Origin of the sequence: Rhizobium sp. AQ_MP, assembly GCF_014237835.1 — a bacterium.
Classification (GTDB): domain Bacteria; phylum Pseudomonadota; class Alphaproteobacteria; order Rhizobiales; family Rhizobiaceae; genus Allorhizobium.
Genome location: NZ_JACJVI010000001.1, coordinates 113,368 through 138,044 on the forward strand (window position 1 = coordinate 113,368; position 24,677 = coordinate 138,044).

Consider the following 24,677-nt stretch of genomic DNA (forward strand, 5'->3'; position numbering starts at 1 on the left):
TGGCGGGATACAAGAACGCGAAAACGGAGCTATCTGAGTAGAAAATAAAGGTTAACGACCGCTTTCCGTCCAACAGAAATCGCTAATGCACGGACGCTCGAAAAACGGCTGTTTCGACCCCGATGCCGCTGTTGCCAAAGCCGAATTTCCTCCCCTGCGACAAGAAGCGGGACCCCAAGTTTTTTTCTCGCGCCCTGTCTCGGCTCGGGCTATGGACGGTAACGAACAGAAAGCCGGTCATGTCGAAGAAAGAGAAGCCCAGCCCCTTGAAGAAGCTCCTGAAGGCCTGGACATCAGCAGGTCCGGAAGAGCGTCAGGCCTTTCTGGATCTGGTCCAGGCCGAGGCGCGGGCGAGGGGCACCGACACCTCGTGCCAGGGCCAGGACCCGGTGCCCGGGGATGCTGCCGCTCTGATTGCCAATGGCCGCTATCTCCTGCCCTCGACCATCGAGCGTGTGGAAGCCGTCATGCGCGCCCGAAAGCTCTCGCCTTCGGGTGTCATGGCCGAACTCGGCTTCTCCAGCCGGGATGCCTCGCTCACCCGCGCGCTCGCTATGAAGGCCGCCCTGAGGCTCTCCGTCATCGCAGCCCTCGCCGATTGGCTCGCCGAGCACGAGAGGCAAGGCTGAGTCGCCCATGCCCCATACCCTCGTCGCCCCCGTCGAATTCGTCCAGGACATCAAGAAGAGCCGATTCATCGGCCAGGCGGCACCGATCTCCAGCGAAGAAGACGCCAGGGCTTTCCTCGCAAAGGTCTCAGATCTCGCCGCCAACCACAATTGCTGGGCCTGGCGCCTCGGTCAGTCCTACCGCTTCTCCGATGACGGCGAACCCTCAGGCACGGCCGGCAAACCGATCCTCCAGGCGATCGACGGCCAGGATCTCGATGGCGTGGTCGTGGTCGTCACGCGCTTCTTCGGCGGCATCCTGCTGGGCAGTGGCGGCCTGGTGCGGGCCTATGGCGGCACGGCGGCCCAGATGTTGCGCCAAGCCGACAAGCGCGAGATCATCCCGATGGTCTCGGGCACCTGTGCCGTGAGTTTTTCCGATCTCGCGCTGGTCAAATCGCGGCTGACTGCGATCCCGCATCTCGTCCTTGCCGAGAGCTTCACCGCAGAAGGCGTCGATCTCACCGTCACCCTGCGGCAAGGCGACGAGCCACAGGCAATCCGCCTGGTGCGTGATCTCACCAGCGGTCGCTCGAACCTCTTCTTTCCCGATTGAGGGTTTAGCCGTTCTGCTTGGCCTTGTCCTGGCTGGACAGCTGCTTCCACGAATTCTGCTGGGCGAGCATGCCGCGCAGATATTGCAGGTTTGCCGCTGCCTGCTGCGGGTCGAGTTCCTGCGCCGCAAGCTGCTCGGCTTCCTGGAAGCGCCCCTGCAGACCGACGACCAGCGCCAGGTTCTGGCGCACGCGGCTGTCGGCGCCCGGCTGCTGCGAGGCCTGTCGCAGATAGTCTTCCGCCGTCTTCAGATCGCCGGAGAGCACGAAGGACATGCCCATGTTGGAGAGCACGCTCGGATCGTTCGGCTGCATCTGCAGCGCCATGCGATAGCGCGAGCGCGCTTCGCTGGAGCGGCCGAGCTGGTCGAGCACGGCACCTTCCGCCGAATAGAGCCGCCAGTCGGGCCGGTCGGGCGTCTGCGCCCGCTGAATGGTGCCAAGCGCCTTTTCCAGCTGGCCGGCCGCGGCCTGCGCCTTTCCGAGCGCCGCCAGCACTTCGCGGTCGCTCGGATGAGCGATCGCCACCTGCTGCATCACGGCGAGCGCCTGGGTATTGCGCCCGGTCATCATCAGGCCGTTGGCATAGGAAAGACCCGTATTGCGGTCCTTGGGGTCGCGCTCATAGGCCTGGCCGATCCCTTCGACCGCGGCATTGAGCTGCGGTCCGCTCAGCTGGTCGAGCTGCCGGTTCATCTTCGGGATCGAACCGGTCGTCAGCTCCTTCTTCGACGAGGCACAACCCGTCAGCGTCAGCGCCGCCAGCACGAGGCCGGTCGTGGCCATGATCCGCAAACGGTTTGCCGAGCCTGGATTTCGCATGCGCATGGTGATCGTCCCGCGTTAAGTCGTCTCCACCGCCTCGTCAGTGCAGGGCGGCGCAACCTCCACTCAAGCAATAATCTGTTAACCCTAACGGAGTGTTAATCCGGCTCGTCCGCGATTCCTCAGCCGTCTCTCCAGAAAGCGTCCACCATGGCCCCGTTCCAGTATATCGAAAGACCATCGCCCTTCAGCACCAAGGGCGGCAAATCGCTGCCGGTCTTTGCGGTCACCCCGGCCCATGTCGAGACAGGGACGCTGGAACCGCTGGCACTGGACTGGGCAAAGAAAGCCGGCTTCAAGGCAGAGGCCGGCTCGGTCCTGCTGATCCCGACGGCCGATGGCCATGTCGGCGGCGCCCTCTTCGGCCTTGGCTCCAACCCCTCCGAAAACCCCTATCTGACCGGCAAGCTCGCGCGCGCTCTGCCGGCCGGCGAATGGCACATCGAGACCGCACCCCTGACCGCCAACCGCCTGCTGCTCGGTTATGGTCTAGGCGCCTACAGCTTCGACCGCTACCGATCCGAACGCGTCACCGAACCGCGCCTGCTGATCCCGCAGGATGCCGATGCCGCTGATATCAAGCGCCAGATCGCTGGCGTCTATCTCGCCCGTGACCTGATCAACACGCCCGCCAACGACATGAGCCCGGCCGATATCGAAGCCGCCGTCCGTCGTCTCGCCGAGCACTACAAGGCGGAAGTCTCCGTCATCACCGGCGATGAACTGATCGAGAAGAATTTCCCCCTCGTTCATGCCGTCGGCCGCGCCTCCACGATCGCTCCGCGCCTCATTGAGATGCGCTGGGGCAAGAAGGGCCACCGCAAGGTCACCCTTGTCGGCAAGGGCGTGAGCTTCGACACCGGCGGCCTCGACATCAAGCCGGCTTCCTCCATGCTGCTGATGAAGAAGGATATGGGCGGCGCGGCGAATGTTCTCGGCCTTGCGCTGATGATCATGGATGCCAAGCTCAAGGTCGACCTGCACGTCGTCATCCCCGCCGTCGAAAACGCCATCGCCGGCAATGCCTTCCGCCCCGGCGACGTTTACAGGAGCCGCAAGGGCCTGACCGTCCAGATCGACAACACCGATGCCGAGGGACGGCTGATCCTCGCAGATGCACTGACTTACGCAGATGCCGAGGAGCCGGAACTCCTGATCGACATGGCAACGCTGACCGGTGCCGCTCGTGTCGCCCTCGGCCCGGATGTGCCGCCCTTCTTCACCGATGACGAAGACCTCGCCCATTCAATTGCCGAGGCGAGCCTGGAAGTCGATGACCCGCTCTGGCGCCTGCCCCTGCACAAGGGCTATGAGCGCATGCTGAAGGCCCAGATCGCCGACCTCACAAACGCCCCATCCGGCGGCATGGCCGGTGCGATCACCGCAGCCCTCTTCCTCAAGCGCTTCGTCTCGCCGAAACGCCGCTGGGCGCATTTCGATATCTTCGGCTGGTCCCAGACCGAGCGCGCCCACTCGCCCGTCGGCGGCGAAGCCCAGGCCATTCGCGCTCTCTACCGTTATCTGGAGTCCGGTGCCGACTGAGATGATTGAGAGGCCCTTGCCAGATCGTTCCATTGCCGGAATGATGCGGGCGAGGGGTTTTTCCGCCCCGCAGGATGACGAGGGGAGGGGCCATGGGCCTCGAAATGACGGCAACCCAGGCGCTCGGCCTGTGGCACAGGGTAACGCTTGATCAGGTCCTCAAGGATGGACATGATCTCACCATGCGCCAGCTCGCCGTCCTGCTCGAGATCTATCTCGTGCCCCCGCCGCATACCGTGCGCGGCCTGGCTGCAACCCTCAACGTCACCAAGCCCGTCATCACCCGCGCGCTCGATACGCTCGGCGAAATGGGCCTGGTGGACCGTGTTCGCGACGACCTCGATCGCCGCAGCGTCATCGTCAAGCGCACCGTCAGCGGTGCGCTCTATCTCGAAAAATTCGGCGATAACATCATCGCCAGGGGCCGATCGCTCGGCTGACGGAGAATTCTTCATGCTCGACCGGCGCCTCCACGCCTTCCGTCCGGATCTTGCCGACATCGCCCTTGAGGGTCAGGTCGAGGCCGATCGGTTCGTCTCCCCCGAACCGGCAATGATCACCGTGCCGGTCGTCGCGCTCCGCCCGAAACCGGATCCCATGGTCGGCATCGACACCGAGCTGCTGATCGGGGAAGAGGTCCGCGTTTTCGAACGCAGACAAGGCTGGGCCTGGGTCCAGGCCGTCGACGATGCCTATGTCGGCTATCTGCCGGAAGAGGCGCTCGGACCCGTTGTCGCCCCGACCCATATCGTCACGGCACCCCGCACCTTCGTCTATTCCGGGCCCGATCTCCGCTTTCCCACCCGCATGGCCCTGTCGATCGGAAGCCGGCTAACGGTCGTCGGAGAGGCGGAGACCCGCGGCACCCGCTATCTCCTGCTGTCGGATGGCGGCGCCCTCGTCGCCCGCCATCTTCGCCCGATCGCGGATCCGCCGGCGCCGGATTATGTCGGCGTTGCCGCCCTTTTCCTCGAAACGCCCTATCTTTGGGGCGGCAAATCCGGCTTCGGCATCGATTGCTCGGGCCTCGTCCAGCTCGCCATGCGCCTTGCCGGCCAGAAAGCCCCGCGCGACAGCGACATGCAGGCAAAGGACCTTGGCACACCGATCGAACGGCCGGAGCTGAAGCGCGGCGATCTCGTCTTCTGGAAGGGCCATGTGGCGATCATGGAAGACGAGACGACCATGATCCACGCCAACGGCAACACCATGTCCGTGGCGCGGGAAACGCTGGAAGCCGCCATAGAACGCATCGGCTGGCTCTACGGCACCCCGACCGGCTACCGTCGCCCTGTCGCCGAAACGTGATGATACCGGGCTTGGTGGCAGCGGACGGAATGCTTATATCGACGTCGATACTGCTGACGAGATGATTGCCCATGCTGCCTTTGTGCCGAAATCCTCATGTATCCCGCAAGCGCCTTTTGTTTCCCGTGGCCTTGCTGCTCGCAGCGCTCGTGTCGCCTGTCCAGGCAGCCGAGGGTATCGCCTGGGGCCGGGCAGGCCAGGAAAGCTTCAAGGACCTGCCGGGCGTCAAGCCGCAGGACCCGGCAAACCAGTTCGGCGACAACCTCAGCTGCGAAACGCGCACCGTCTTTCCCGACCGCCGCTTCGGACGCTATGAGCTGCGTGATTCTCTTCCCTACACGGTCTACCGCTGCGAAAAGAACGGCATCGTCTACGAGGGAACCCAGCCGCCCCGCACCGGCCGCATGTGGTATCCGGGCGTCAATCCGCGCGTCATCGACTGACGGGATAGTCCGGGACTGCGGCGTCAGCCGTCATCCTGGCCCAGCAGGCCGTCGAAGACTTCGAGAAGCGCTTCGCTGATCGCCCCACCGAGTTTGTGGCCGGCTTCGCGCAGGGCCTCTTCGTCCATGTCTCGGGCAGCCAGTGCCAGCGCCGTACCCTCCTGCGACACGATTTCCTTGGCCCGTTCGATGGCCCAGAGCGCGAAATCGCTGCGGCTTTCGATTGCGACGGTCTCGTCCATGATCTGTCCTTCTCGTCTGTTCGAGGTGCTGGAGAGTGGGAAGCGCGGCCGACCGCATCGCGGCACGACGCCCTGTGTCAGGGCAAGAAAAAAGCCCGGCGAACCGGGCTTTTTCTGCTGTTTGAGGACCGCATAAACTGCTGATCTCAAATCGGAATTTGGTGCCCAGAAGAGGACTCGAACCTCCACGCCTCGCGGCACAGGTACCTGAAACCTGCGCGTCTACCAATTCCGCCATCTGGGCGACGAGGAGCCGTGTAAAGGCACTGCTCCGGCCTGTCAACCGGCATTTTGAAGTTTTCATGTCGACGCCGAAAAACCGTTCCGCGGAAAGCAGGCGCCCTCAGTCTCCGAGCCATATCCGCCAGGCGCCATCCAGGAATATGCAGGCGACCGACCGATGACGCCGTCGTGAAAAAGCCGTGATCGAAACGCTCTACTTCTCGGTCGGTGCGCCTTGATCTCGGGCGTGTCGGGACGAAAAACAGGATGACGCGATGACGATTCGATCTGCTTGCCTGGCCTTGGCATTGGCCGGTGCCCAGTTCATGACCCAGGCGGCGGAGGCCGCCATGCCCATGCCGGCGCAGCAATCCCTCGCACGACACTCCGATGTCGAACGGGTTGATCTCGTCTGCGACTTCTCCGGCTGCTACGAAACCTGGGATCGTCCGCCGCCGCCGGACTATGATCCGCCATCGGTCTATGACGAGCCGCCGGTTTACCGCCCGCGCCCGCGCCCACCCGTCTATGACGAACCGGTCTACCGTCCACGGCCCCGCCCGCCAGTCTATGCCGACCCGGGCTATCGCCCGCCACGCCGGTCCTGGGAGCGGCACGTCGACTGGTGCCTTGATCGCTACCGGTCCTATAGCCCGCGTACCAACCAGTTCCTCTCCTCGAGTGGTTACTACAAGGTCTGCCGGTCGCCGTTTTATTGAGCGACCCAAGCTTTGAGGCGGCCTCCGGGCCGCCTGTTTCCCATCAACTGTCGAGACCTTCGTTTGCGCTTGCGCGGTCGACATGGCCGAGATCGCGCTCGGGGTCGATTGCGTCCCTGACCTTTTGCTTGAGCTCCTTCGGCCCCGGAAAGCCGCCATCGCGCTTGCGTTCCCAGATCAGTTCGTCGTTCAGCCGGATCTCGAAGATCCCGCCTGTCCCCGGTATGAGCGCCACCTCGCCGAGGTCGTCGGCGAAGGTGTGCAGCAGTTCCTGCGCCATCCATCCGGACCGGAGAAGCCAGTTGCACTGGGTGCAATAGGTGATCGATAGCCTGGGCTTGCTCATGCTTGTCATCCTCGTTTTGCAGATTCGATTCCCGCAATTTCCCCCTGTCTATCGCCTCCGCATCGAGCCCGTCGAGACCCGGGCGGCGACTGTCCGTCGTCATTCCCCTTGCACTTGCAACCGAGCGTCCCGGCTTGCCGAGAAGGTGCCGTTGCAGCGCCCTCCCGTCTTGCGACAAGGGCGCACTCATGCTTTCTCTAGGGCACCCCGCCTCAGAGATCCGATTCCCCCATGCGCGTCGCCATTGTTGAGAACACCAGAGTCACCGAAGCCGGTCAGGTCGGCATTGCGCTTGCAGAGGCCGGCGCGAAGACTATCACCTTCAGCCCCTATGCCGGCGAAGCCCTGCCCAATTTCGAGGCCCATGACGCTCTCGTCGTCTTCGGCGGGGAGCAGAGCGCCCGCGATGACGACAGACATCCATACTTGCCGGAGTTGGCAAAGCTGATGCGCCGTTTCGGTGACAGCGGCAAGGCGGTGCTAGGCATCTGCCTCGGCAGCCAGTTGCTCGCCCGTGCCTATGGCGGAGAAAACCTCATTGGTGCTGCTCCCGAATTCGGCTGGCATACCATTGGCCGCACCGAAGCTGGCGGGGTAGACCCGGTCCTTGCGGCCATGCCTGATCGTTTCCTGTCCTTCCAGTGGCATGACGACACCTTCACCCTGCCGCGAGGGGCGACCCACCTTGCCGAAAACGCCGCCGCCCGCCACCAGGCCTTCCGCATGGGCCGCGCGGCCTATGGATTCCAGTTCCATTTCGAGGCCAATCGCGACGTCGTGCGCAACTGGATGACGCATTTCCCCGAAGTCATCGAGAGCAAGGAGCCGGGCTGGCTTTCCCGCCATGCGGAGCTCGAGCCGACCGATGGCGCCCTCTCGGACGAGGCGGGACTGGCGATTGCCCGCGCCTGGGTTCGCCAGATCAATCCAGCCTGACTGCCGACGCGCGCTCGATGCAGAACTGGCTTGACCGAAATCAAGCTGCCAGTCCGATCCGGATGTTATCTCGGGCGTCATGATATCGGAGTATCCCGCTTGTCCTGGTCCGCCTTTGCCCTCGCCGTTCTTCTCCTGCTCTTGACGCCCGGCCCGACAAACACGCTGCTCGCCGTCTCCGGCGCGACGCGGGGCCTGAAGGCTTCCCTGCCGCTGATCGGCGCTGAACTCGGCGGCTATCTCACCACCATTCTGCCGCTTGTATTTCTCGCCGCGCCGCTGCTGGCCGATCAGCCGCTGGCAGCGCTGTTGGTCAAGCTGGCCTCGACGCTCTGGGTTCTGCTGCTGGCGGCCCGTCTCTGGACCCGCCCACCCTCGGCGAGCAGGCCGGGCGCCGTCACGGTTGCCAGTGTCTACTGCACCACCGTGCTCAATCCCAAGGCTCTCATCATTGGCCTCGCCCTGATGCCTGCGGCCTCGCTGGCCTCACTGGAAACGCTGCTTCAGCCTCTGCCTTACATCGGCGTGTTTTGCCTGACGGTGGTCTGTGTCGCCACCTGCTGGTTGATTGCCGGCGCCGCCATCCTGCGTCGTGTCGCAACCACAAGTCCGCTGCTTTTCGGACGGGTCGCCGCAAGCTTCCTCGTGGTCTTTGCCATCAGCCTTGCGGGCCGCGCCATCGGCTGGATTTGATCTTCCGTCATCGCCTGCCCCCTTGCGACTGTTCCGTCACCGTGCTTAATCGGCATTCAATCGATTGAGATGGCTTCAGAAACCTGTGGGAGGGGGACATGAAAGCAGTGGGGAAGCGCCTGATGGCGCTCTGCTTCATCATGCTGGCGCTGGCGCTCCAGCCGGCTTACGCATCGACGGTCGGGGCCGACAAGGTCATGCGCGACTGGTATCGCCTGATCCTGGAACTCGTCCGCCACACGCCGACCTATTCGCCTCCGGTTGCAAGCCGCGCCTTTGGTTATCTCGGGGTCACGGCTTACGAGGCGCTCGCTTCCGGTGATCGCAGCATGACCTCGCTCGCCGGGCAGTTGAATGGCCTCACGCCGGTGCGGCAGCGCCAGGGAGGCATGGCCTATGACGAGGCCGTTGTCATGCAGGCCGCACTGTCATCCGCTGCCCGCGAGTTCTTCGGCAATACCGGCCCGACCGGACAGCGCGCGCTGAATCGCATGACCGAGAAGCTCTCCGCCGAAGTCTCGGCCGGTCTGGCCCCAGATCTCGTCGCCCGCAGCCACGCCTATGGCGAGAGCATCTCCGCGCATATTCTCGCCTGGTCACTGCAGGATGGCGGGGCCAAGGTCGAGAACATGGGCTTTCCGCTCGAGTTTGCGCTTGGCAGTCGGCCGGAGAGCTGGGTGCCGACCAGCCTGATCAACCAGCAGCAGCTGCCGCTCCTGCCCAAATGGGGCGAGAACCGGCCCTTCGCCATGCCGACTGGCAATGCCTGCCCGCTGCCGCCGCCGCCCGCCTATAGCGAGGAAAAGGGCTCGGACTTCTACAAGGAAGCTCTCGAAGTCTACGAGACCGTCAAGAACCTCACCCCCGAGCAGCGCGCCATTGCCCGCTTCTGGTCGGATGATCCCATGCTCTCGCCCACCCCGCCCGGCCACTGGATCGTCATCGCGCTGAAGGTGCTCGATGAGCGCAAGGCAAGTGCGGCCGAACACGCCGACCTCCTGGCCCGTCTCGGCATCACGCTTGCCGATGCCTTCATCGGCTGCTGGCATTCGAAGTTCGAATACGATCTGCTGCGCCCGGTCACTTATATCAAGCGCGTCATCGACCCGAAATGGGAGCCGGTGCTGATCACCCCGCCCTTCCCGGAATATCCCTCCGGCCATTCCACCCAGTCGGGAGCGGCGGCGACCGTTCTGACCGCCTTCTTCGGCGAGAATTTTGCCTTCACCGACAGCACCCATGAAAAGGACAAGCTGCCCAACCGCAGCTTCAAGAGCTTCTGGGATGCGGCCAACGAGGCCGGCATCTCCCGCCTCTATGGCGGCATCCATTTCCGTGCCGCCATCGAACGCGGCCTGGATCAGGGAAGGTGCATCGGCGAAAAGGCGGTTGCATTGAGGACACGCGGATGACCGGATCGATCACCTCTGGCGCAACGCGCCTTACCATCCTGGGAACGCTGGCCTTTGCCTTGCATGCCGGCACCGCACTGGCCAATGGCGGCCCGCTCGCTCCCCGCTTTGCCGATGAAACATCGACCAGTGGCATTGCCAGCACCTATCGCGGCGACTGGGAGTTCATGGTCGGCGGCGGCGCTGGCAGCTTCGACTGCAATGCCGACGGATTTCCGGACCTCGTCCTGGCTGGCGGCGAGGACAAGGCCAGGTTCTATCTCAACCGCAGCCAGCCCGGCGGCGCACTGAAATTCGAGGAACAGGCCTCGGGCCTCGAGCTCGACAAGGTGATCGGCGCCTATCCGCTCGATGTCGATGGTGACGGCAACCAGGACGTCGTGCTCCTGCGCTCCGGCGAGAATGTCTTGATGCGGGGCCTCGGCGAGTGCCGCTTCGAACGCGCCAATGAGGCCTGGGGCTTCGATGGCGGCGACGCCTGGTCGACGGCCTTTTCCGCCACCTGGGAAAAGGGCAATGCCTGGCCGACGCTCGCCGTCGGCAATTACATCGACCGCTTCGAGGATCTCGAACCCTGGGGCTCCTGCACCGACAACTGGCTGCATCGCCCGGCATCGGGCAGCGAACGCCGCTTTAAGCCGCCGCTGTCGCTCAACCCGTCCTACTGCCCGCTCTCCATTCTCTTCACCGACTGGGATCGCTCGGGTACGCCGTCGCTGCGCGTTTCCAACGACCGTGAGTATTACAAGGGCGGTCAGGAGCAGATGTGGCATGTCGAGCCCGGCCAGCCGCCGCGGCTCTTCACCCAGGAGGAAGGCTGGAAATATTTGCGCATCTGGGGCATGGGCATCGCATCCCACGACCTCGATTTTGATGGCTATCCCGAGTATTTCCTCACCAGTATGACGGACAACAAGCTGCAGAAGCTCGCCGAAATCCCCGCCGACGGCAAGCCGAAACCGTCCTATGCCGACGTCGCCTTCGCCAAGGGCGCGACCGCCCACCGGCCCTATATCGGCGGCGAAATCCGACCCTCGACGGCCTGGCATACGGATTTCGAGGACGTCAACAATGACGGCCGCACCGATCTCTTCATCGCCAAGGGCAATGTTGCCAAGATGCCCGACTTTGCGGCCAAGGATCCCAACAACCTGCTGGTCCAGGGCGAGGACGGCAAATTCATCGAAATGGGCGACAAGGCCGGCGTCGCCTCCATGGCCACCGGCCGCGGCGGCGCGCTAGCCGACTTCAACCTCGACGGTCGCATCGATCTGCTCGTCGTCAATCAGGGCTCACCGGTCGAGATCTGGCGCAACACGACGGAAACGCCCGGCCGCTTCCTGCAGGTGGCACTGCGCCAGGATGGCCCGAACCGGGACGCCATCGGCGCCTGGATCGAGGTGAAGACCGGAGACTATATCCAGCGCCGCGAAATCACCATCGGCGGCAGCCATGTCAGCGGCAAGACCGGCTGGCACCATTTCGGTCTGGGCGATCAGGCCGAAACCGAGATCCGCGTGCTCTGGCCGGACGGCGAGGCGGGTGCGTGGGAGAAGGTGTCGACCGATGGTTTCTATGTGGTCGAGCGAGGGGCAGTGCCGAAAGCCTGGAAGCCGGGCGAGGGGATTTGAGGGAAGTCTGTGGGGCGCCTATCTCCCCCCTTGCGGGGGAGAACGGAAAATCGAAGGCTTGAGGTCAGCGCAAGCCGCCTAAACTTCAGATTTTCCAAGAGAGGGGCAGCGTTCCGCTGGTGCTCACCTGACCGAGCCCCCCTCTTGCGAAATCTGAGGTTTGGCCCTGATCGGGCCAATTCCTCGATTTCGCTTTCTCCCCCGCAAGGGGGGAGATGGCCCCGCCGCAGGCGTTTCGGCGCCCTCATGCTCAGGTGCCCGCGAGAAGCGCGGGCCTCGAAGCATCCTTATCTGTGGCCTCGTGCTTCGAGGCCGGGCATTGCCTGGCACCTCAGCATGAGGTTGGGGCAGGGGTGGTGGCCTCGCCCTTCGAGGCCCGACGCGGTCGGGCACCTCAGGGTGAGGGGTGATCTTGTGTTGTCAAAAACCCCAAGCTTCGCCGCCGGTCAGGATCACTCCCTCCGGGTGGGTCAAAACTTGTCTCGGACGAGGCGCCAGAAGCAACCTGTCTATGTAGTTTTATGTGGCTCCTTCCGGCGCCTCGTTCGGCGTCTATTCCCGCTGCATACGTCTCTCTGGCAAGGCGGCGACGGTCTTCGGTCCTCGGGTCAGGCCCGAGGATGACCGAAGATTGACCGGGCGCGGGTCCGGCTGCGGCATCACCGTGGGATGACGCTTCAGCCTGGCCGGTGGCCCGGGAGGTTCCCGCCGGATGGTGCACCACTCCGACCGGGACCCTCGCCCGGGGGATGGGGCTCTGGTCATTTCCGACCTCGGTCCTCATCCCCGCCGTTTGTTTCGCCCCGCTGTCTGGGTGTTCGCGACAGCGCGGGCGCCTTGTCTGTGTGCCTCTGAGGCACGTCCTTCCGATCAGGGTATCCAGGTTCTGGGGACATCCGACCCCATCACCCTCGTCAAGCCCTTCGTCCGGAGGGAGACCGTTGCAGCGGGCCGGGACTTCAGGTCTGCGACAACCCTCCACCCCGGCGCCGGCCCCGCCTCGCCTGACATCGCATCGTCAGGTGTATCCGAGGGCGGGACAGCTCTGAGTCTAGGAGAGGAAAAATGGGCGGGGATGAAAAAACATGTCGGGGTCTGAATTTGCTTGGGATTTTCTCAAACTCATCCCCCTTTTTCATGCGGATACGTCGTGTTTTTTGCTTTGCCCCTCACCCTACCCTCTCCCCGCAGGCGGGGAGAGGGAGGCACGCGCGGTTGAGGTCTCGGCCTTCTCCCCGCCTGCGGGGAGAAGGTGCCCGAAGGGCGGATGAGGGGCTAAGGCGGCGGGTAATGAGGGGCGGTTGCGTCTTGCGCGACGCCCATCTCCCCGTTGGTGGGGAGACTTCGGAGCGGTGGCCGAAGGCCAGAAATCGATCCCGTGAATCGATTTCAGCGAACGGAGGCCTGAGCGCGACGCCGCGCGAAGGCTGGAAGAGAAATTGGCGAGCGTAAGCCGCCTAAACATCTGAAATCGCAAGCGAGGGGGTCGGTTATGTCGTGGCAACGGAACCGATCCCCTCGCCAACAAAATCTGAAGTTTAGGCCGCTTGCGCTGGCCTAAGCCTTCGATTTTGTAACCTCTCCCACCTAGGGGAGAGGTGGAAACCCGCCGGCGCCTCAGTTTGACGGATAGAGCCGAGGCGTTACTCAGCCCCCTCCACCGCAGCCTCGGCGGCGCGTTTCTGGATCGAGGCGATGCAGTTCTTGGCGCTGGATTTCGACTTGTAGGTTTCCGAGCGCACCATGATTTCGCCATTGGCGGCGCGGAAGCGGACGAAGGTTTCGCCGTTCTTGGCCTCGTCAATCTCGAAGCGGTAGCCGCTTCCGGTTTCCTGCTTGGTGAGATCGATGACCGGGGCGCCGGGGGCGTTCTTTTTCAGAGACTCGATGCAGTTCTTGGCGCTCGCTTTCGAGGCATAGTTCTCCGACCAGACCATGACCTCGGAATTGTAGACGAACTGGGCCCGGAACTCGCCCTTTTCCGTCTTCAGGATCTTGAACTTGTGCATGCTCGTCTCCCCTGTCGTTTGGCCTTTCGGCTTATGATTGCATTCGAATGCTAACTCGACTGGGGCAGACGGGCAAGCAGGAGCTCAGAAGCCCTGAAAGAGGAAATCGGTCGCGGCGGTGATCTCGTCGGCCCGGGCGGAAAGGTCTTCGATCGAGGGGCCGATGGCGGAGACCGGGACCGTCGTGACGAACTGCGTGAGCATCGCAAAGCGCTGACCATCTACAGTGAGGCGCGGATTGAGGCGCGGAACGAGCGTCGCCACGTCTTCGACCGGTGCGAGCGGCACGACCACGCGGGTCGTCAGGGCATCAAGCAGATTGGACTGGACGTCGAGTGCGAGACTTCCATCGTTCCCGATCCGGTGAACGTGGAAACGGGTCATCGTCAGAACAGCCGATACTTCGCGAGCGGCAGGCCATGTTTGGCAACATAGTCGTTTGACGCCTTGATCGCTTCGGCATTCTCGATTTTCCAGCGTCGCTCCTTCTCTGCCTTGATGGCAAGCGCAATGCCCTTCTCGGCGGCCCCTGTCACATCGAGCCCGAGCGCCTCCGCCTCGGCGGCAAGCGTTTCGCTGATACTAAGGTCACGTGGCCTTCGGGCTTCGATCGACATGGCGGCGCTCCGGGAATGCGCCATCATAGCGTGAAATCGGCTGCGTGGGGAGGGCCTTGGCCCGCCTCACTCGTCGTTCATCTTCAGCGCCGCGATAAACGCTTCCTGCGGGATCTCCACCTTGCCGAACTGGCGCATGCGCTTCTTGCCTTCCTTCTGCTTGTCGAGCAGCTTGCGCTTGCGGGTGGCGTCGCCGCCGTAGCACTTGGCGGTGACGTCCTTGCGCAGCGCGCGGACGGTTTCGCGGGCGATCACCTTGCCGCCGATCGCGGCCTGGATCGGGATCTGGAACATGTGCGGCGGGATGAGCTCTTTCAGCTTCTCGCACATGCCGCGGCCGCGACGGTCGGCTGCCGAACGGTGGACGAGCATGGAGAGCGCATCGACGGGATCGCCATTGACCAGGATCGACATCTTCACGAGGTCGCCCTCGCGATAATCCATGATGTTGTAGTCGAAGGAGGCGTAACCCTTGGAGATAGACTTCAGGCGGTCGTAGAAGTCGAAGACCACTTCGTTGAGCGGCAGCTCATAGGTGATCATCGCGCGGTTGCCGACATAGGTGAGTTCGGTCTGGATGCCGCGACGGTCCTGGCAGAGCTTCAGGATGCCGCCGAGATACTCGTCCGGCGTCATGATCGTCGCCTTGATCCACGGCTCTCGGATTTCCTCGATCTTCACGACATCGGGCATGTCGGCCGGGTTGTGCAGCTCCTTCTCCGTGCCGTCGGTCATGACCATCTGGTAGACGACGGAAGGGGCGGTCGCGACGAGGTCGAGATTGAACTCGCGCTCCAGGCGCTCCTGGATGATTTCGAGGTGCAGCAGGCCGAGGAAGCCGCAGCGGAAGCCGAAGCCAAGTGCTGCCGAGCTTTCCATTTCGAACGAGAAGGAGGCATCGTTGAGGCGCAGCTTGCCCATGGCGGCGCGCAGGTCTTCGAAGTCTGCGGCGTCGACGGGGAAGAGACCGCAGAAGACGACCGGCTGGGCCGGCTTGAAGCCCGGCAGGGCCTTTTCCGTCGGGCGGCGGTCATCGGTGATCGTGTCGCCGACGCGGGTATCGGCCACTTCCTTGATCGAGGCGGTGATGAAGCCGATTTCGCCGGGCCCGAGCGAATCGACATTGACCATCTTCGGGGTGAGCACGCCGACGCGTTCGACGGAATACTTCGCACCCGTGCCCATCATGCGGATCGTCTGGCCCTTCACCAGCACGCCATCGATGATGCGCACGAGAACCATGACGCCGAGATAGGTGTCGTACCAGCTGTCGACCAGCAGCGCCTTGAGCGGGGCCTTCTCGCCGCCTTCGCTCTTCGGCGCCGGCAGCTTGTGCACGATGGCTTCGAGAACATCGGGGATGCCCAAGCCCGTCTTCGCCGAGATCAGCACGGCTTCCGAGGCATCGATGCCGATGACTTCCTCGATCTGCTCCTTGATGCGCTCCGGCTCGGCGGCGGGCAGGTCCACCTTGTTGAGCACGGTGACCAGCTCGTGATTGTTGTCGATCGCCTGATAGACATTGGCGAGCGTCTGGGCCTCGACGCCCTGGGAAGCATCGACGACGAGCAGCGAGCCTTCGCAGGCCGACAGCGAGCGCGACACTTCATAGGCGAAGTCGACGTGTCCGGGCGTGTCGATCAGGTTCAGCACATAGGTCTCGCCATTGTTGGCCTTGTAGTGCAGGCGCACTGTCTGGGCCTTGATGGTGATGCCGCGTTCCTTCTCGATCTCCATGTTGTCGAGAACCTGTTCCGACATCTCGCGATCGGCAAGGCCGCCGGTCGTCTGGATCAGACGGTCGGCCAGCGTCGATTTGCCATGGTCGATATGGGCGACGATGGAAAAGTTGCGGATATGGTCGAGGGGAGTGCGGGACGATGTGCTCATGGCTCGCGCATATAGCAGCGACCCCTTGTATCGCAAAGCGGAAAGATCGGGTTTTCCGGGCGATCACGGTGGTTTTGACGTCGCAGGCGACGGGCTGCGAAGCGCAACTGAAAGCCGCGGTCGCTCATGAGCTTTGGGGCCAATCCCCTTTCGGCCAGTTGCGGGCGGTATGGATGACCCTGAGAATGAGAATGCGTTGTTCGCCGAAGCCGTCATCGACAGCATAGCAGAGGATCCAGGGCAGCGGAGCAAGCGATTTCTCGAATGTGCCCCGGACGCGTCCGGGGCGGCCCGTGGGGATCTCGCCAAGCCGGTAGCCTGCGACCTCGATGAGATCGACGATGCGCTCGGCCACATCCGGGTCGTCTTCCGCGATATGGCGGAGGATGTCGAGAGTGTCCCGCGTGGCATCGGCTGCCCACAGGACCGGCCCCCTCATCCCCGCGCCGCCTGTTCGTCACGCACCGCGGCAATCATGGCGCGCATTTCGGCGATAGCGTCTGAATGGGCAACGGTGTCGCCTGTCCGACCCTGCGCAAGTCCTTTTTCAATGGATTGCCGCAAGGCGAGTTCCTGCTCGACAAAGGCGGTGACTGCTTCTTCGGCGAGGCGCTGGCTGCTTTGATCGGCGCCGGATGCCAGCGCATCAAGCTGGTCCTTCACGTCCTGGCGGATCTCGATGGTCATCGTGGTGCGGGAAGACATGGCGCTGTTCCACAGGTTTCGTGGTGATCATAGCCTGTCTGCAGGTCATTCGCCAGAACCACCGCTATGTCGGCTCAACCCCCGAACTGTTCCGGCCAGTCGCGGCGTGTGGCGACCTGGCCTTCCGTGCGCAGGCGCCGGACGGTGCCGAGGTCGATCTGCGTGATCAGCCAGTGGCTCTCTTCGACCGCGTCGCTCTCGCTTTCCGCATAGATGCCATTCGGCGGCATGCCGTAGTCGGAAGGCACGTAAAGGGCCGCACGGCCGCGGTTTTCGTCGAGCGCCGGCGACCAGGGTGCGGTGCCTGCGGTGGGCGAGGAGAGGACGGCGATCTGGTTTTCCAGCGCCCGGGCCTGGGCGCCGATGCGCACGCGGTACGCCCCGGCCAGCGTGTCGGTGCAGGAGGGGGCGAGGATCAGGTCGACGCCCTGTTCGGCGAGGGTGTGGGCCAGCATCGGGAATTCGTTGTCGTAGCAGATGAGTATGCCGAGCTTGCCGAGTGGCGTGTCGAAGGCGGTGAGGCCGCCCTTTCCGGCAGCAATCCCCCATTGTTCGCGTTCGAAGCGGGTCATGATGATCTTGTCCTGATGGCCGATCAGACCGTCGGGGCCGAAAAGGAAGGCGCGGTTCCGGTACTGGTCGTCAGGATCGAGCACTGGTGCGGAGCCGGGCTGGAAGACGATGGCATGGGTGCGGGCGAGCTCCTCGCAGAGCTCGACCCAGGCCGGGATGAGCGGCTGGATGCCGGCGATCGAGCCATGCAGGTCTGAGCGGGTGTCGGCATCGAGCTGGCCGGCGAGCACAAGGCCGGCATATTCGGGCAGCAGCACGAGCTTTGCGCCCCGTTCGACGGCCCGATGCACCAGACGCGTCAGATGCAGGACGTAATCCTCCCAGCTCTCGATCAGATCGATCTTGTACTGGCAGGCGGCGAGCGTCAGGGCTGTCATGCTTTGAGATCCCGGATCCAGAAGGAGAGCGGCTTGGGGCTTTCGACGGTGTCGTCGAGGTCGCGCCAGGTAAACGTCGTGCGAAGGGCGGGGTGGTGCGTGTAGCCACGCTTGGCCCAGAAGGCATCGAGCGGCAAATAGTCGGCGGGTCGGCGCGGATGGTCGGCCGGGCGCTCGACGGCGCAGAACGTGGCGTAGCGCAGCCCGAGCCTCTTCGCCTGCGCCTCGCGGTTCTTGAAGAATTTCACGCCGATGCCCTGGCCGCGATACTGCGGCAAAAGCACGCTTTCGCCGAAATAGAAGAACTGTTCGGGATCGAGGTTCGCCTCGATGAAGGGACGTTTGACCTCCTCGGTCTCACCCGCCATCGGCGTTCCCGTGGCCACCCCGACCACGGCGTCGCCATCGCGCGCGATGACGAAGACGGAGCCTTCGGATTTCGCATAGGTGGAGAGATAGGTCTGCTCGTACGCAGGATTTCCCTCGTAGAGATAGGGAAAGGCCCTAAAGACACTGGTTCTAAGCCGCGCCAGGTCGCCGAAGAAAGGCGTGGCGTCGCTGCCGGAAAAGGATTGGATCGTGAGCGTCATAGAGTGTTTTCAGTCCGTTGCGGAGTGGTTATACCCATCTGCGACCACGCAAGAAAGCAATTCCACGACGAGGAGTGACCGATGACCGCCGCTGACACCATCCGCGCCTACTACGACGCCTTCAATGCCGGCGACATGAACCGCTTCCTTTCGCTCCTGACCGACGACGTGGCCCATGACATCAACCAGGGTGCGCGCCAGACGGGCAAGGACGCATTCGCGAAGTTCATGGACCACATGAACCGCTGCTACAAGGAAGAGCTGACCGACATGGTGATCATGGTCAGCGAGGACGGGACACGCGGGGCTGCCGAATTCATCGTCAACGGCACCTATCTCGCGACCGACGAGGGTCTGCCGGAAGCCAATGGCCAGACCTACCGCCTGCCGGCCGGCGCTTTCTTCGAGATCCGCGACGGCAAGGTCGCCCGCATTTCCAACTATTACAGCCTGCCGGACTGGATCGCCCAGGTGGGCGGCTGAGCTTTTACAGAAACAAAGAAAGGGCCGTCACGCGGATGCGGGACGGCCCTCCTGTTTGCCAGCATCATGCCAGCCATGATCGGTCAGTTGACCGACCAGTCGCGCTTGACCGTGTCGGCGTCCTTGGAGAGGTGCACGTGCTGGTCGACGTGGTCGACCCAGTCGAGCGGGATGTAATGGTGCTGGCCGTCGGCCGAATCCTTCTTGGTCAGCTTGATGCGGCTTTCACCATCCATGTGGTCGACGGTGCCGACATGGGCGCCGTCCTGAGCCAGAACTTCCATGTGCTCGCGGATCTCGTCTGCGGAAATCATCGGTCATTCTCCTTTGGGGTTGCGATGCCGAAGAAAGGCGCGACCGGCGGGATTTGTTCCGGAGAGAATCTGCGGCGAGATCGGGCATGCCGCAACGGAACATCCGCCTTGCGCGCGCATTGTGAGAGACCCCGCGCGAGATCCCTCGCCGGCAAGCGAGTACATCCATGCTTCCGAGAATTGCGATCATCGGCACCGGCCCGACCGGCCTCTACACGTTCAAACAACTGATCGGCTCGACTGTTCCCTTGTCGATCACGCTCTACGAAGCGGAAGGCGAACCGGGCAAGGGCACGCCCTATCACCCTGATATGAACGACCCGGCCATGCTCTCCAACATTCCGAGCATCGAGCTTCCGGCCTTTGCCGAGACGCTGGCCGACTGGTTGCGGCGACAGGATGACGACACGCTGATGCGCCATGGTATCCGCCGGGAGGCGATCGACGAGCGGGAATTCTATCCGCGTCTGGTGCTTGGCGACTACATGCAGGCACAGTTTCAGCAGATGCAGGCTCAGGCAGCCGATCGCGGCCACCAGGTGACGGTGCTGGCGCGCCACAAGGTCACAGATATCGAGATCCAGGCTGAGGCGATCCGGCTGAGGATTGCCCATCCCGACGGCGAAGACGATGCGATCTTCGACCATGTCGTGATGGCAACCGGCCACAACTGGCCGGAAAGCACCGAAATCCGCCCGGGCTACTTCGTTTCGCCCTGGCCGGCGAGCATCCTGAAGTCGGTGCGCAACGAGGCGGTCGGCATTCTCGGCACGTCGCTGAGCGGGATCGATGCCCTGATGACGGTCGCAACGGCCCACGGCATGTTCTATGCCGATGCGGCCGGCGATCTGCAATATCAGCCGGCAGCGGATACGGAAGATTTCCGCGCCACGCTGATGTCGCGCAAGGGTATCCTGCCGGAGGCCGACTTCTACTGCCCGCTCCCCTATGTGACGCCGCTTGTCTGCACGGAAGAGGCCATCGAGGCGCTGATCGCGACAGGTCGTCACGACTTGCTCGATGACGTCTTCGAGCTGTTCCGGGGAGAAATCGTCGCCCGCGACCCTGAATATGCTGCCCGGATCGGGCTGTCGCAATTGACGGTCGAGACTTTCGCCGCCGCCTACTATGCGGACCGGACGGAGAGCGATCCCTTCGTCTGGGCGGCCAAGAACCTGGCCGAAGCCGAGGAGAACAGGCAGAAGCGTTATACGGTGCCGTGGCGTTATGCGATCCTGATCACCCACGAGATCGTGGCAAAGGTCATTCCCCACCTCGATGAAAACGACCTGAAGCGCTTTCATCGGCACTTCAAGGGCATTTTCATCGATGACTATGCAACGGTGCCGTTGATGTCGATCCGCAGGCTGCTGGCGCTGTCCCGGGCCGGCAAGCTCTCGATCCTGAAGCTCGGCGAGGATTACCAGATCCGCACGGCGGAAGATGGGCTGGAGCGTGGCGCGGAGGTCGAAGTGAATGGCGAGGTTCATCGCTTCGGTGCCTTCATCGACGCAACGGGTCAGGAGACACTCTCGGCCACGGACCTTCCATTCCCGACCTTGGTCGCCCAGGGCGGCGTGCAGGTATCGGCGACCCCGAAGGCGGCCGCGATCCGGCAGCCGGACCGCGATCCCGATACGGTCCGCACCGGCGGCATCGATGTCGATGAATTCTATCGCCCGCGTCTCGGCCTCATGTCGGAAGGCCGGCTCTATTGCGCGGCGATCGCCTTCTTGCTGCACAAGGAGCCCTTCGTCCAGGGCATCACCAGCGCGCGCGACATCGGTGAAACGGTTGGCCGCGCGATCCTGAGCGATATCACCGACGAGAAAACGCCGCTGTTTCAGATCTCGGCATGAACGGGATCGCCGACACGGATAGTGACGGGGTCGGCAGGCGTGGCATAGACGCCGAGATTGCGCTTGTTGTGGCGCATGATGCCGCGCAGCACGTCGGGCTCTTCCGCAAGACCGGGTTGTGCGACCAGCGTCATGCCACAGCGGCGCGAGGCTTCCGTCACATGAATGTCGGCGTCGCCGATTCGTAACGTATGACCCACCCAGTCGTTCTCGATGAAGCCTTCGCCGTCGTCCGTTTCGATCAGAACGGAGGGCCGGAACCGTCTTGCATCGAGCGGCGGAAGACCGGTCACTTTGGCAAGGGCCTCCGCCGAGGCGGTTGTCACCAGGTGAAGTGGCGCAGGCTTGTAACGGTTGGAGACGACGGGGAAACGGTAGTCTCCCGCGCCGACGAGGCCGACTGCAACGGCGAAACCGAAATGCTCGGCCAGTCGGTCCGGCAGGGCTCCATCATCGAGCGCATGCTCGGCACCGTCGGCAAAGCGCAGCACCGGCAGCCCGGAGGACGGTTGCGACGCGGTGATGAAGAGGGCGGGACGCCAGCGCGTTTCCTTCTCGGGGGCGGCGGCAAGACCAGTTTCCGGATCAAACAGTGCAAAACGCCGATCGCCTGCGATGCCAAGGGGCGTGATGGTGATTGATTCGAGAGCCTCGCCCCCGACCGAACTCACGGGATAACGCCAGACTTCCTGTACCCGGCCGATTTTTCGCATGGTGGCTCCCCATAAAAGACCGTCACCATACGCCCGGCGGCGTGCATTGTTCCATCGAAACAGCCTGAGTTCGGTTTGGCCGCCAGCGGTCAGGTCCAGTCGAGCACAATCTTGCTCGCCTTGCCGGCAGCCGCAAGTTCGAAGGCTTCAGCGTAGTCGTCCACCTTCATCCGGTGCGTGATGACCTTGCGGATGTCGAGGCCGCTTTCCAGCATGGCGAGCATCTTGTGCCAGGTGTCGAACATTTCGCGGCCGTAGATGCCCTTCAGCGTCACCATGCGGAAGACGACCTTGGAGAGGTCGAAATGGAAGGGCCGGGCCGGGACGCCCAAGAGTGCGATGCGACCGCCCATGACGAGATGGTCGATCATCTGATCGAGGGCCGCGGGGGAGCCGCTCATCTCGAGGCCGACATCGAAGCCTTCCTTCATCTTCAGCGTCGCCATGACGTCGCGCAGGTCTTCGTTCGCGACGTTGACCGGATGCACGTCGGCGACTTCGGCCGCAAGCGCCAGGCGCTCCGGATTGACGTCGGTGATGACAACATGACGCGCGCCGACATGGCGGGCGATCGCGGCCCCCATGATGCCGATCGGCCCGGCGCCGGTGATGATCACGTCCTCGCCGACGAGATCGAAGGCGAGTGCGGTATGCACGGCATTGCCGAGCGGATCGAGGATCGCGCCGATCTCGTCGTCGATCGTGTCGGGGAGCGGGATGATGTTGAAGGCCGGGATCTTGGCGAATTCCGCAAACGTGCCCTGCACATTGACGCCGATGCCCTTCGTCTCCGGGTCGAGATGATATTTGCCCGCCCGCGAAGCGCGGCTGTTCATGCCGACCAGATGGCCCTCGCCGGAGACGCGCTGGCCGACCTGGAGGTTGCGCACATTGGCGCCGATGGCGACGATCTCGCCGGCATATTCATGGCCGGTGATCATCGGCACGGGGATCGTCTTCTGCGCCCACTCGTCCCATTTGTAGATATGCACGTCGGTGCCGCAGATGCCGGTCTTGTTGATCTTGACCAGCACGTCGTCGGGCCCGATCTCCGGGACCGGCGCGTCGATCATCCAGATGCCGACCTCGGATTTCTGTTTGGAAAGCGCCTTCATGATCAGATCATCCCGATGGTCTTGCCGGCATCGATGAATGCGGCGATGGCGGTGTCGATATCGGCCTCACTGAGCGCTGCCGACATCTGGGTGCGGATGCGGGCCTGGCCCTTGGGCACGACGGGGAAGAAGAAGCCGGCGACATAGACGCCGCGCGCATCGAGTTCGGCGGCGAGCTTCTGGGCGAGCACCGCGTCATGGGTCATGACCGGGATGATCGGCGTTTCGCCGGGAAGCAGCTCGAACCCGGCCTCGGTCAGGCCCTGGCGGAACCGCCGGGTATGACCAGAGAGCTTGGCGCGCAGATCGTCGGCACTTTCGGCGATCTCGATCGCTTTCAGCGAGCCGGCGGCGACGGCAGGCGCCAGGCTGTTGGAAAAGAGATAGGGCCGCGCCCGCTGGCGAAGCAGGTCGATCGCGGCTTTCGGGCCGGCGATGAAGCCGCCCATGGCTCCACCCAGCGTCTTGCCGAAGGTGCCGGTGATGATGTCGACGCGGGTGCCGACGCCGGTCAGCGTCGGTGTGCCCTTGCCCTTGGCGCCGAGATGGCCTGTGGCATGGCATTCGTCGATCATCACCATGGCGCCGTATTTCTCGGCGAGCGCGCAGATCTCCGGGAGCTTGGCGACATAGCCGTCCATCGAGAAGACGCCGTCGGTGACGATCAGCCGGAAGCGAGTACCCTCGGCAATCGCCTTTTTCAGCTCGTCTTCCAGCGCATCCATGTCCGAATTGGCATAGCGATAGCGCTTTGCCTTGGAGAGGCGCACGCCATCGATGATCGAGGCATGGTTGAGGCTGTCGGAAATGATCGCATCTTCCGGACCGAGCAGCGTCTCGAAGATCCCGCCATTGGCATCGAAACAGGCGGCAAATAGGATGGCGTCGTCCTTGTCGAGATAACGGGCGATCGCCTGCTCGAGCTGACGGTGGATGTCCTGCGCGCCGCAGATGAAACGCACCGAAGCCATGCCGAAGCCGTGGCTGTCGATCGCGGCCTTCGCGGCCCGTTCGATCTCGGGATGGTTGGCAAGGCCGAGATAATTGTTGGCGCAGAGATTGATCATCTCGCGCGTGCCCCTGGCATCGCGCACCTGGATGCGACCCGATTGCGGGCTGACGATCTCGCGCTCGCGCTTCAGAAGCCCGTCGGCTTCGATGCCCTTAAGTGTTTCGGTGATATGGTCGAGAAAGCCGGCCTGCATGGGAAATCCCTCGATGCTGAATAATTCCAGCATATCGGAATTTTGCGCTTCGGCAATCGATATTTTGGAATTGCCTTTTCGTCTATCTGTGTAGCACGACCAGCAGGCCCTTGCCGATATCGCTTCCGGCATTGCGGATCGCATGTGGAACATCGGCGCGGTAGCGGGCGGTTTCGCCTGATCGGATCACTGTCGTGCTGCCGCCGCAGGAAATCTCGAAGCCATCGGTGAAGGCGGTGAAATGCTCAAACGCGCCGATCGAATGCGGCTGGCTGACAAGCGCGCCGCCCGGATCCATTTCGAGGTCATACCATTCCGTCTGGCCGGCGAGCCGGGGCGAGCTCAGGATCTTCAGCCGGCAGGAGCCGTCGGCGCTGCGGATGACAGGCGTGTGCATGACTGAGGTCACCTCGATCTCCTCGCGACCCGCGACGGAGGTGCCGTTTCCGATCAGATCGGACAACTCGATCTCCATGGCCTGGGTGAGGCTCCAGAGCACGGCAAAGGTCGGGTTGGCCTCGCCGCGCTCGATCTGGCTCAGCATCGACTTAGAGACGCCGGACAGTGTGCCGAGCTGCTCGAGCGTCAGCTTGCGCGCCTTGCGCTCGCGCTTGATGGCCGGGCCGATCTCGGGAGTGTGCTGCATGGGGTCATGTCCTGCGGTTTGGACGGCGTTGGCCGACAAT

At 63.4% G+C, this 24,677-nt stretch carries 29 protein-coding genes and 1 tRNA gene; 13 read left to right on the top strand and 17 right to left on the bottom strand.

Features of this window, described 5'->3' with window-relative positions:
- Window positions 1–239 precede the first annotated feature (239 nt).
- Complete coding sequence (locus H6M51_RS00585; RefSeq protein WP_185807956.1) at window positions 240–629, top strand: hypothetical protein; 390 nt, start codon at window positions 240–242, stop codon at window positions 627–629.
- 7 nt (window positions 630–636) lie between these two features.
- Entirely contained in the window at window positions 637–1,224 is a 588-nt protein-coding gene (locus H6M51_RS00590) for a YigZ family protein (protein ID WP_185807957.1), read from the top strand.
- 4 nt (window positions 1,225–1,228) lie between these two features.
- On the opposite strand, the gene H6M51_RS00595 is transcribed toward H6M51_RS00590, so the two are convergent.
- A complete protein-coding gene (locus tag H6M51_RS00595; RefSeq protein WP_407073543.1) occupies window positions 1,229–1,942 on the bottom strand; it encodes a tetratricopeptide repeat protein in 714 nt (237 codons plus the stop codon).
- 255 nt (window positions 1,943–2,197) lie between these two features.
- Here H6M51_RS00595 and H6M51_RS00600 point away from each other — a divergent pair, with 255 nt between their 5' ends.
- The 4 genes from H6M51_RS00600 to H6M51_RS00615 all read left to right on the top strand — a co-directional run bounded on the left by H6M51_RS00600 (window position 2,198) and on the right by H6M51_RS00615 (window position 5,340).
- Window positions 2,198–3,589: a M17 family metallopeptidase gene (locus H6M51_RS00600; RefSeq protein ID WP_185807959.1), complete on the top strand. Its 1,392-nt coding sequence runs from the start codon at window positions 2,198–2,200 to the stop codon at window positions 3,587–3,589.
- Window positions 3,590–3,681: 92 nt separating this feature from the next.
- The gene (locus H6M51_RS00605) at window positions 3,682–4,029 is read left to right on the top strand and encodes a MarR family winged helix-turn-helix transcriptional regulator (RefSeq protein WP_185807960.1); all 348 of its coding nucleotides are present in this window, start codon (window positions 3,682–3,684) and stop codon (window positions 4,027–4,029) included.
- Between the two features lie 13 nt (window positions 4,030–4,042).
- Window positions 4,043–4,897 carry a C40 family peptidase gene (locus H6M51_RS00610; RefSeq protein WP_185807961.1) on the top strand — a complete coding sequence of 285 codons (855 nt, stop codon included), beginning with the start codon at window positions 4,043–4,045 and terminating at the stop codon, window positions 4,895–4,897.
- 125 nt (window positions 4,898–5,022) lie between these two features.
- A complete protein-coding gene (locus H6M51_RS00615; RefSeq protein WP_210314657.1) occupies window positions 5,023–5,340 on the top strand; it encodes a hypothetical protein in 318 nt (105 codons plus the stop codon).
- A gap of 23 nt (window positions 5,341–5,363) precedes the next feature.
- Here the strand turns inward: H6M51_RS00615 and H6M51_RS00620 are convergent, their stop codons facing one another.
- Together H6M51_RS00620 and H6M51_RS00625 are read right to left on the bottom strand one after the other, a co-directional pair.
- Complete coding sequence (locus tag H6M51_RS00620) at window positions 5,364–5,582, bottom strand: hypothetical protein (protein ID WP_185807963.1); 219 nt, start codon at window positions 5,580–5,582, stop codon at window positions 5,364–5,366.
- A gap of 159 nt (window positions 5,583–5,741) precedes the next feature.
- A tRNA-Leu gene (locus tag H6M51_RS00625) sits at window positions 5,742–5,826 on the bottom strand.
- Window positions 5,827–6,079: 253 nt separating this feature from the next.
- Here H6M51_RS00625 and H6M51_RS00630 point away from each other — a divergent pair.
- Window positions 6,080–6,523, top strand: coding sequence for a BA14K family protein (locus tag H6M51_RS00630; protein WP_185807964.1), 444 nt, complete (start codon window positions 6,080–6,082; stop codon window positions 6,521–6,523).
- Window positions 6,524–6,566: 43 nt separating this feature from the next.
- Here the strand turns inward: H6M51_RS00630 and H6M51_RS00635 are convergent, their stop codons facing one another.
- Complete coding sequence (locus H6M51_RS00635; RefSeq protein ID WP_185807965.1) at window positions 6,567–6,869, bottom strand: SelT/SelW/SelH family protein; 303 nt, start codon at window positions 6,867–6,869, stop codon at window positions 6,567–6,569.
- Window positions 6,870–7,100: 231 nt separating this feature from the next.
- Between H6M51_RS00635 and H6M51_RS00640 the strand changes: the two genes are divergently transcribed.
- The 4 genes from H6M51_RS00640 (at window position 7,101) to H6M51_RS00655 (ending at window position 11,541) form a co-directional block, all read left to right on the top strand.
- A complete protein-coding gene (locus H6M51_RS00640; RefSeq protein ID WP_185807966.1) occupies window positions 7,101–7,805 on the top strand; it encodes a type 1 glutamine amidotransferase in 705 nt (234 codons plus the stop codon).
- Window positions 7,806–7,904: 99 nt separating this feature from the next.
- Window positions 7,905–8,498, top strand: coding sequence for a LysE family translocator (locus H6M51_RS00645; protein ID WP_185807967.1), 594 nt, complete (start codon window positions 7,905–7,907; stop codon window positions 8,496–8,498).
- Between the two features lie 98 nt (window positions 8,499–8,596).
- The gene (locus H6M51_RS00650; protein WP_246780348.1) at window positions 8,597–9,910 is read left to right on the top strand and encodes a vanadium-dependent haloperoxidase; all 1,314 of its coding nucleotides are present in this window, start codon (window positions 8,597–8,599) and stop codon (window positions 9,908–9,910) included.
- A complete protein-coding gene (locus H6M51_RS00655) occupies window positions 9,907–11,541 on the top strand; it encodes a CRTAC1 family protein (RefSeq protein WP_185807968.1) in 1,635 nt (544 codons plus the stop codon). Before H6M51_RS00650 ends, H6M51_RS00655 begins: the two co-directional genes overlap by 4 nt.
- A gap of 1,643 nt (window positions 11,542–13,184) precedes the next feature.
- Here the strand turns inward: H6M51_RS00655 and H6M51_RS25040 are convergent.
- The 8 genes from H6M51_RS25040 to H6M51_RS00695 all read right to left on the bottom strand — a co-directional run bounded on the left by H6M51_RS25040 (window position 13,185) and on the right by H6M51_RS00695 (window position 18,302).
- Entirely contained in the window at window positions 13,185–13,550 is a 366-nt protein-coding gene (locus tag H6M51_RS25040; protein WP_185807969.1) for a DUF1508 domain-containing protein, read from the bottom strand.
- Window positions 13,551–13,634: 84 nt separating this feature from the next.
- The gene (locus H6M51_RS00665) at window positions 13,635–13,934 is read right to left on the bottom strand and encodes a CcdB family protein (RefSeq protein ID WP_185807970.1); all 300 of its coding nucleotides are present in this window, start codon (window positions 13,932–13,934) and stop codon (window positions 13,635–13,637) included.
- Window positions 13,935–13,936: 2 nt separating this feature from the next.
- On the bottom strand, window positions 13,937–14,167 hold the full coding sequence (locus tag H6M51_RS00670) for a type II toxin-antitoxin system CcdA family antitoxin (RefSeq protein ID WP_185807971.1): 231 nt from the start codon (window positions 14,165–14,167) through the stop codon (window positions 13,937–13,939).
- Between the two features lie 66 nt (window positions 14,168–14,233).
- Window positions 14,234–16,057: a translation elongation factor 4 gene (gene lepA / locus H6M51_RS00675; protein ID WP_185807972.1), complete on the bottom strand. Its 1,824-nt coding sequence runs from the start codon at window positions 16,055–16,057 to the stop codon at window positions 14,234–14,236.
- A gap of 124 nt (window positions 16,058–16,181) precedes the next feature.
- Window positions 16,182–16,496, bottom strand: a complete 315-nt coding sequence (locus tag H6M51_RS00680; RefSeq protein ID WP_185807973.1) for a type II toxin-antitoxin system RelE/ParE family toxin — start codon at window positions 16,494–16,496, stop codon at window positions 16,182–16,184.
- Entirely contained in the window at window positions 16,493–16,762 is a 270-nt protein-coding gene (locus H6M51_RS00685; protein ID WP_185807974.1) for a CopG family ribbon-helix-helix protein, read from the bottom strand. Before H6M51_RS00685 ends, H6M51_RS00680 begins: the two co-directional genes overlap by 4 nt.
- Before the next feature lie 74 nt (window positions 16,763–16,836).
- Complete coding sequence (locus tag H6M51_RS00690; RefSeq protein WP_185807975.1) at window positions 16,837–17,712, bottom strand: carbon-nitrogen hydrolase family protein; 876 nt, start codon at window positions 17,710–17,712, stop codon at window positions 16,837–16,839.
- On the bottom strand, window positions 17,709–18,302 hold the full coding sequence (locus H6M51_RS00695; protein ID WP_185807976.1) for a GNAT family N-acetyltransferase: 594 nt from the start codon (window positions 18,300–18,302) through the stop codon (window positions 17,709–17,711). The genes H6M51_RS00690 and H6M51_RS00695 overlap by 4 nt, the downstream gene beginning before the upstream one ends.
- Window positions 18,303–18,383: 81 nt before the next feature.
- On the opposite strand from H6M51_RS00695, the gene H6M51_RS00700 reads away from it, so the two are divergent.
- On the top strand, window positions 18,384–18,785 hold the full coding sequence (locus H6M51_RS00700) for a ketosteroid isomerase-related protein (RefSeq protein ID WP_185807977.1): 402 nt from the start codon (window positions 18,384–18,386) through the stop codon (window positions 18,783–18,785).
- 83 nt (window positions 18,786–18,868) lie between these two features.
- On the opposite strand, the gene H6M51_RS00705 is transcribed toward H6M51_RS00700, so the two are convergent.
- Complete coding sequence (locus H6M51_RS00705) at window positions 18,869–19,099, bottom strand: DUF2171 domain-containing protein (RefSeq protein WP_185807978.1); 231 nt, start codon at window positions 19,097–19,099, stop codon at window positions 18,869–18,871.
- A 167-nt stretch (window positions 19,100–19,266) separates the two neighbouring features.
- On the opposite strand from H6M51_RS00705, the gene H6M51_RS00710 reads away from it, so the two are divergent.
- A complete protein-coding gene (locus H6M51_RS00710) occupies window positions 19,267–20,958 on the top strand; it encodes an FAD/NAD(P)-binding protein (RefSeq protein ID WP_185807979.1) in 1,692 nt (563 codons plus the stop codon).
- Here the strand turns inward: H6M51_RS00710 and H6M51_RS00715 are convergent.
- The 4 genes from H6M51_RS00715 to H6M51_RS00730 form a co-directional block, all read right to left on the bottom strand.
- Entirely contained in the window at window positions 20,943–21,671 is a 729-nt protein-coding gene (locus H6M51_RS00715; RefSeq protein WP_185807980.1) for an MOSC domain-containing protein, read from the bottom strand. The two genes, H6M51_RS00710 and H6M51_RS00715, sit on opposite strands and share 16 nt — an antisense overlap.
- An 89-nt stretch (window positions 21,672–21,760) precedes the next feature.
- Entirely contained in the window at window positions 21,761–22,786 is a 1,026-nt protein-coding gene (gene tdh / locus H6M51_RS00720; protein WP_185807981.1) for an L-threonine 3-dehydrogenase, read from the bottom strand.
- A 2-nt stretch (window positions 22,787–22,788) separates the two neighbouring features.
- Entirely contained in the window at window positions 22,789–23,991 is a 1,203-nt protein-coding gene (locus H6M51_RS00725) for a glycine C-acetyltransferase (protein ID WP_185808410.1), read from the bottom strand.
- Between the two features lie 82 nt (window positions 23,992–24,073).
- Window positions 24,074–24,637, bottom strand: a complete 564-nt coding sequence (locus H6M51_RS00730) for a helix-turn-helix domain-containing protein (protein ID WP_185807982.1) — start codon at window positions 24,635–24,637, stop codon at window positions 24,074–24,076.
- Window positions 24,638–24,677: the final 40 nt, after the last annotated feature.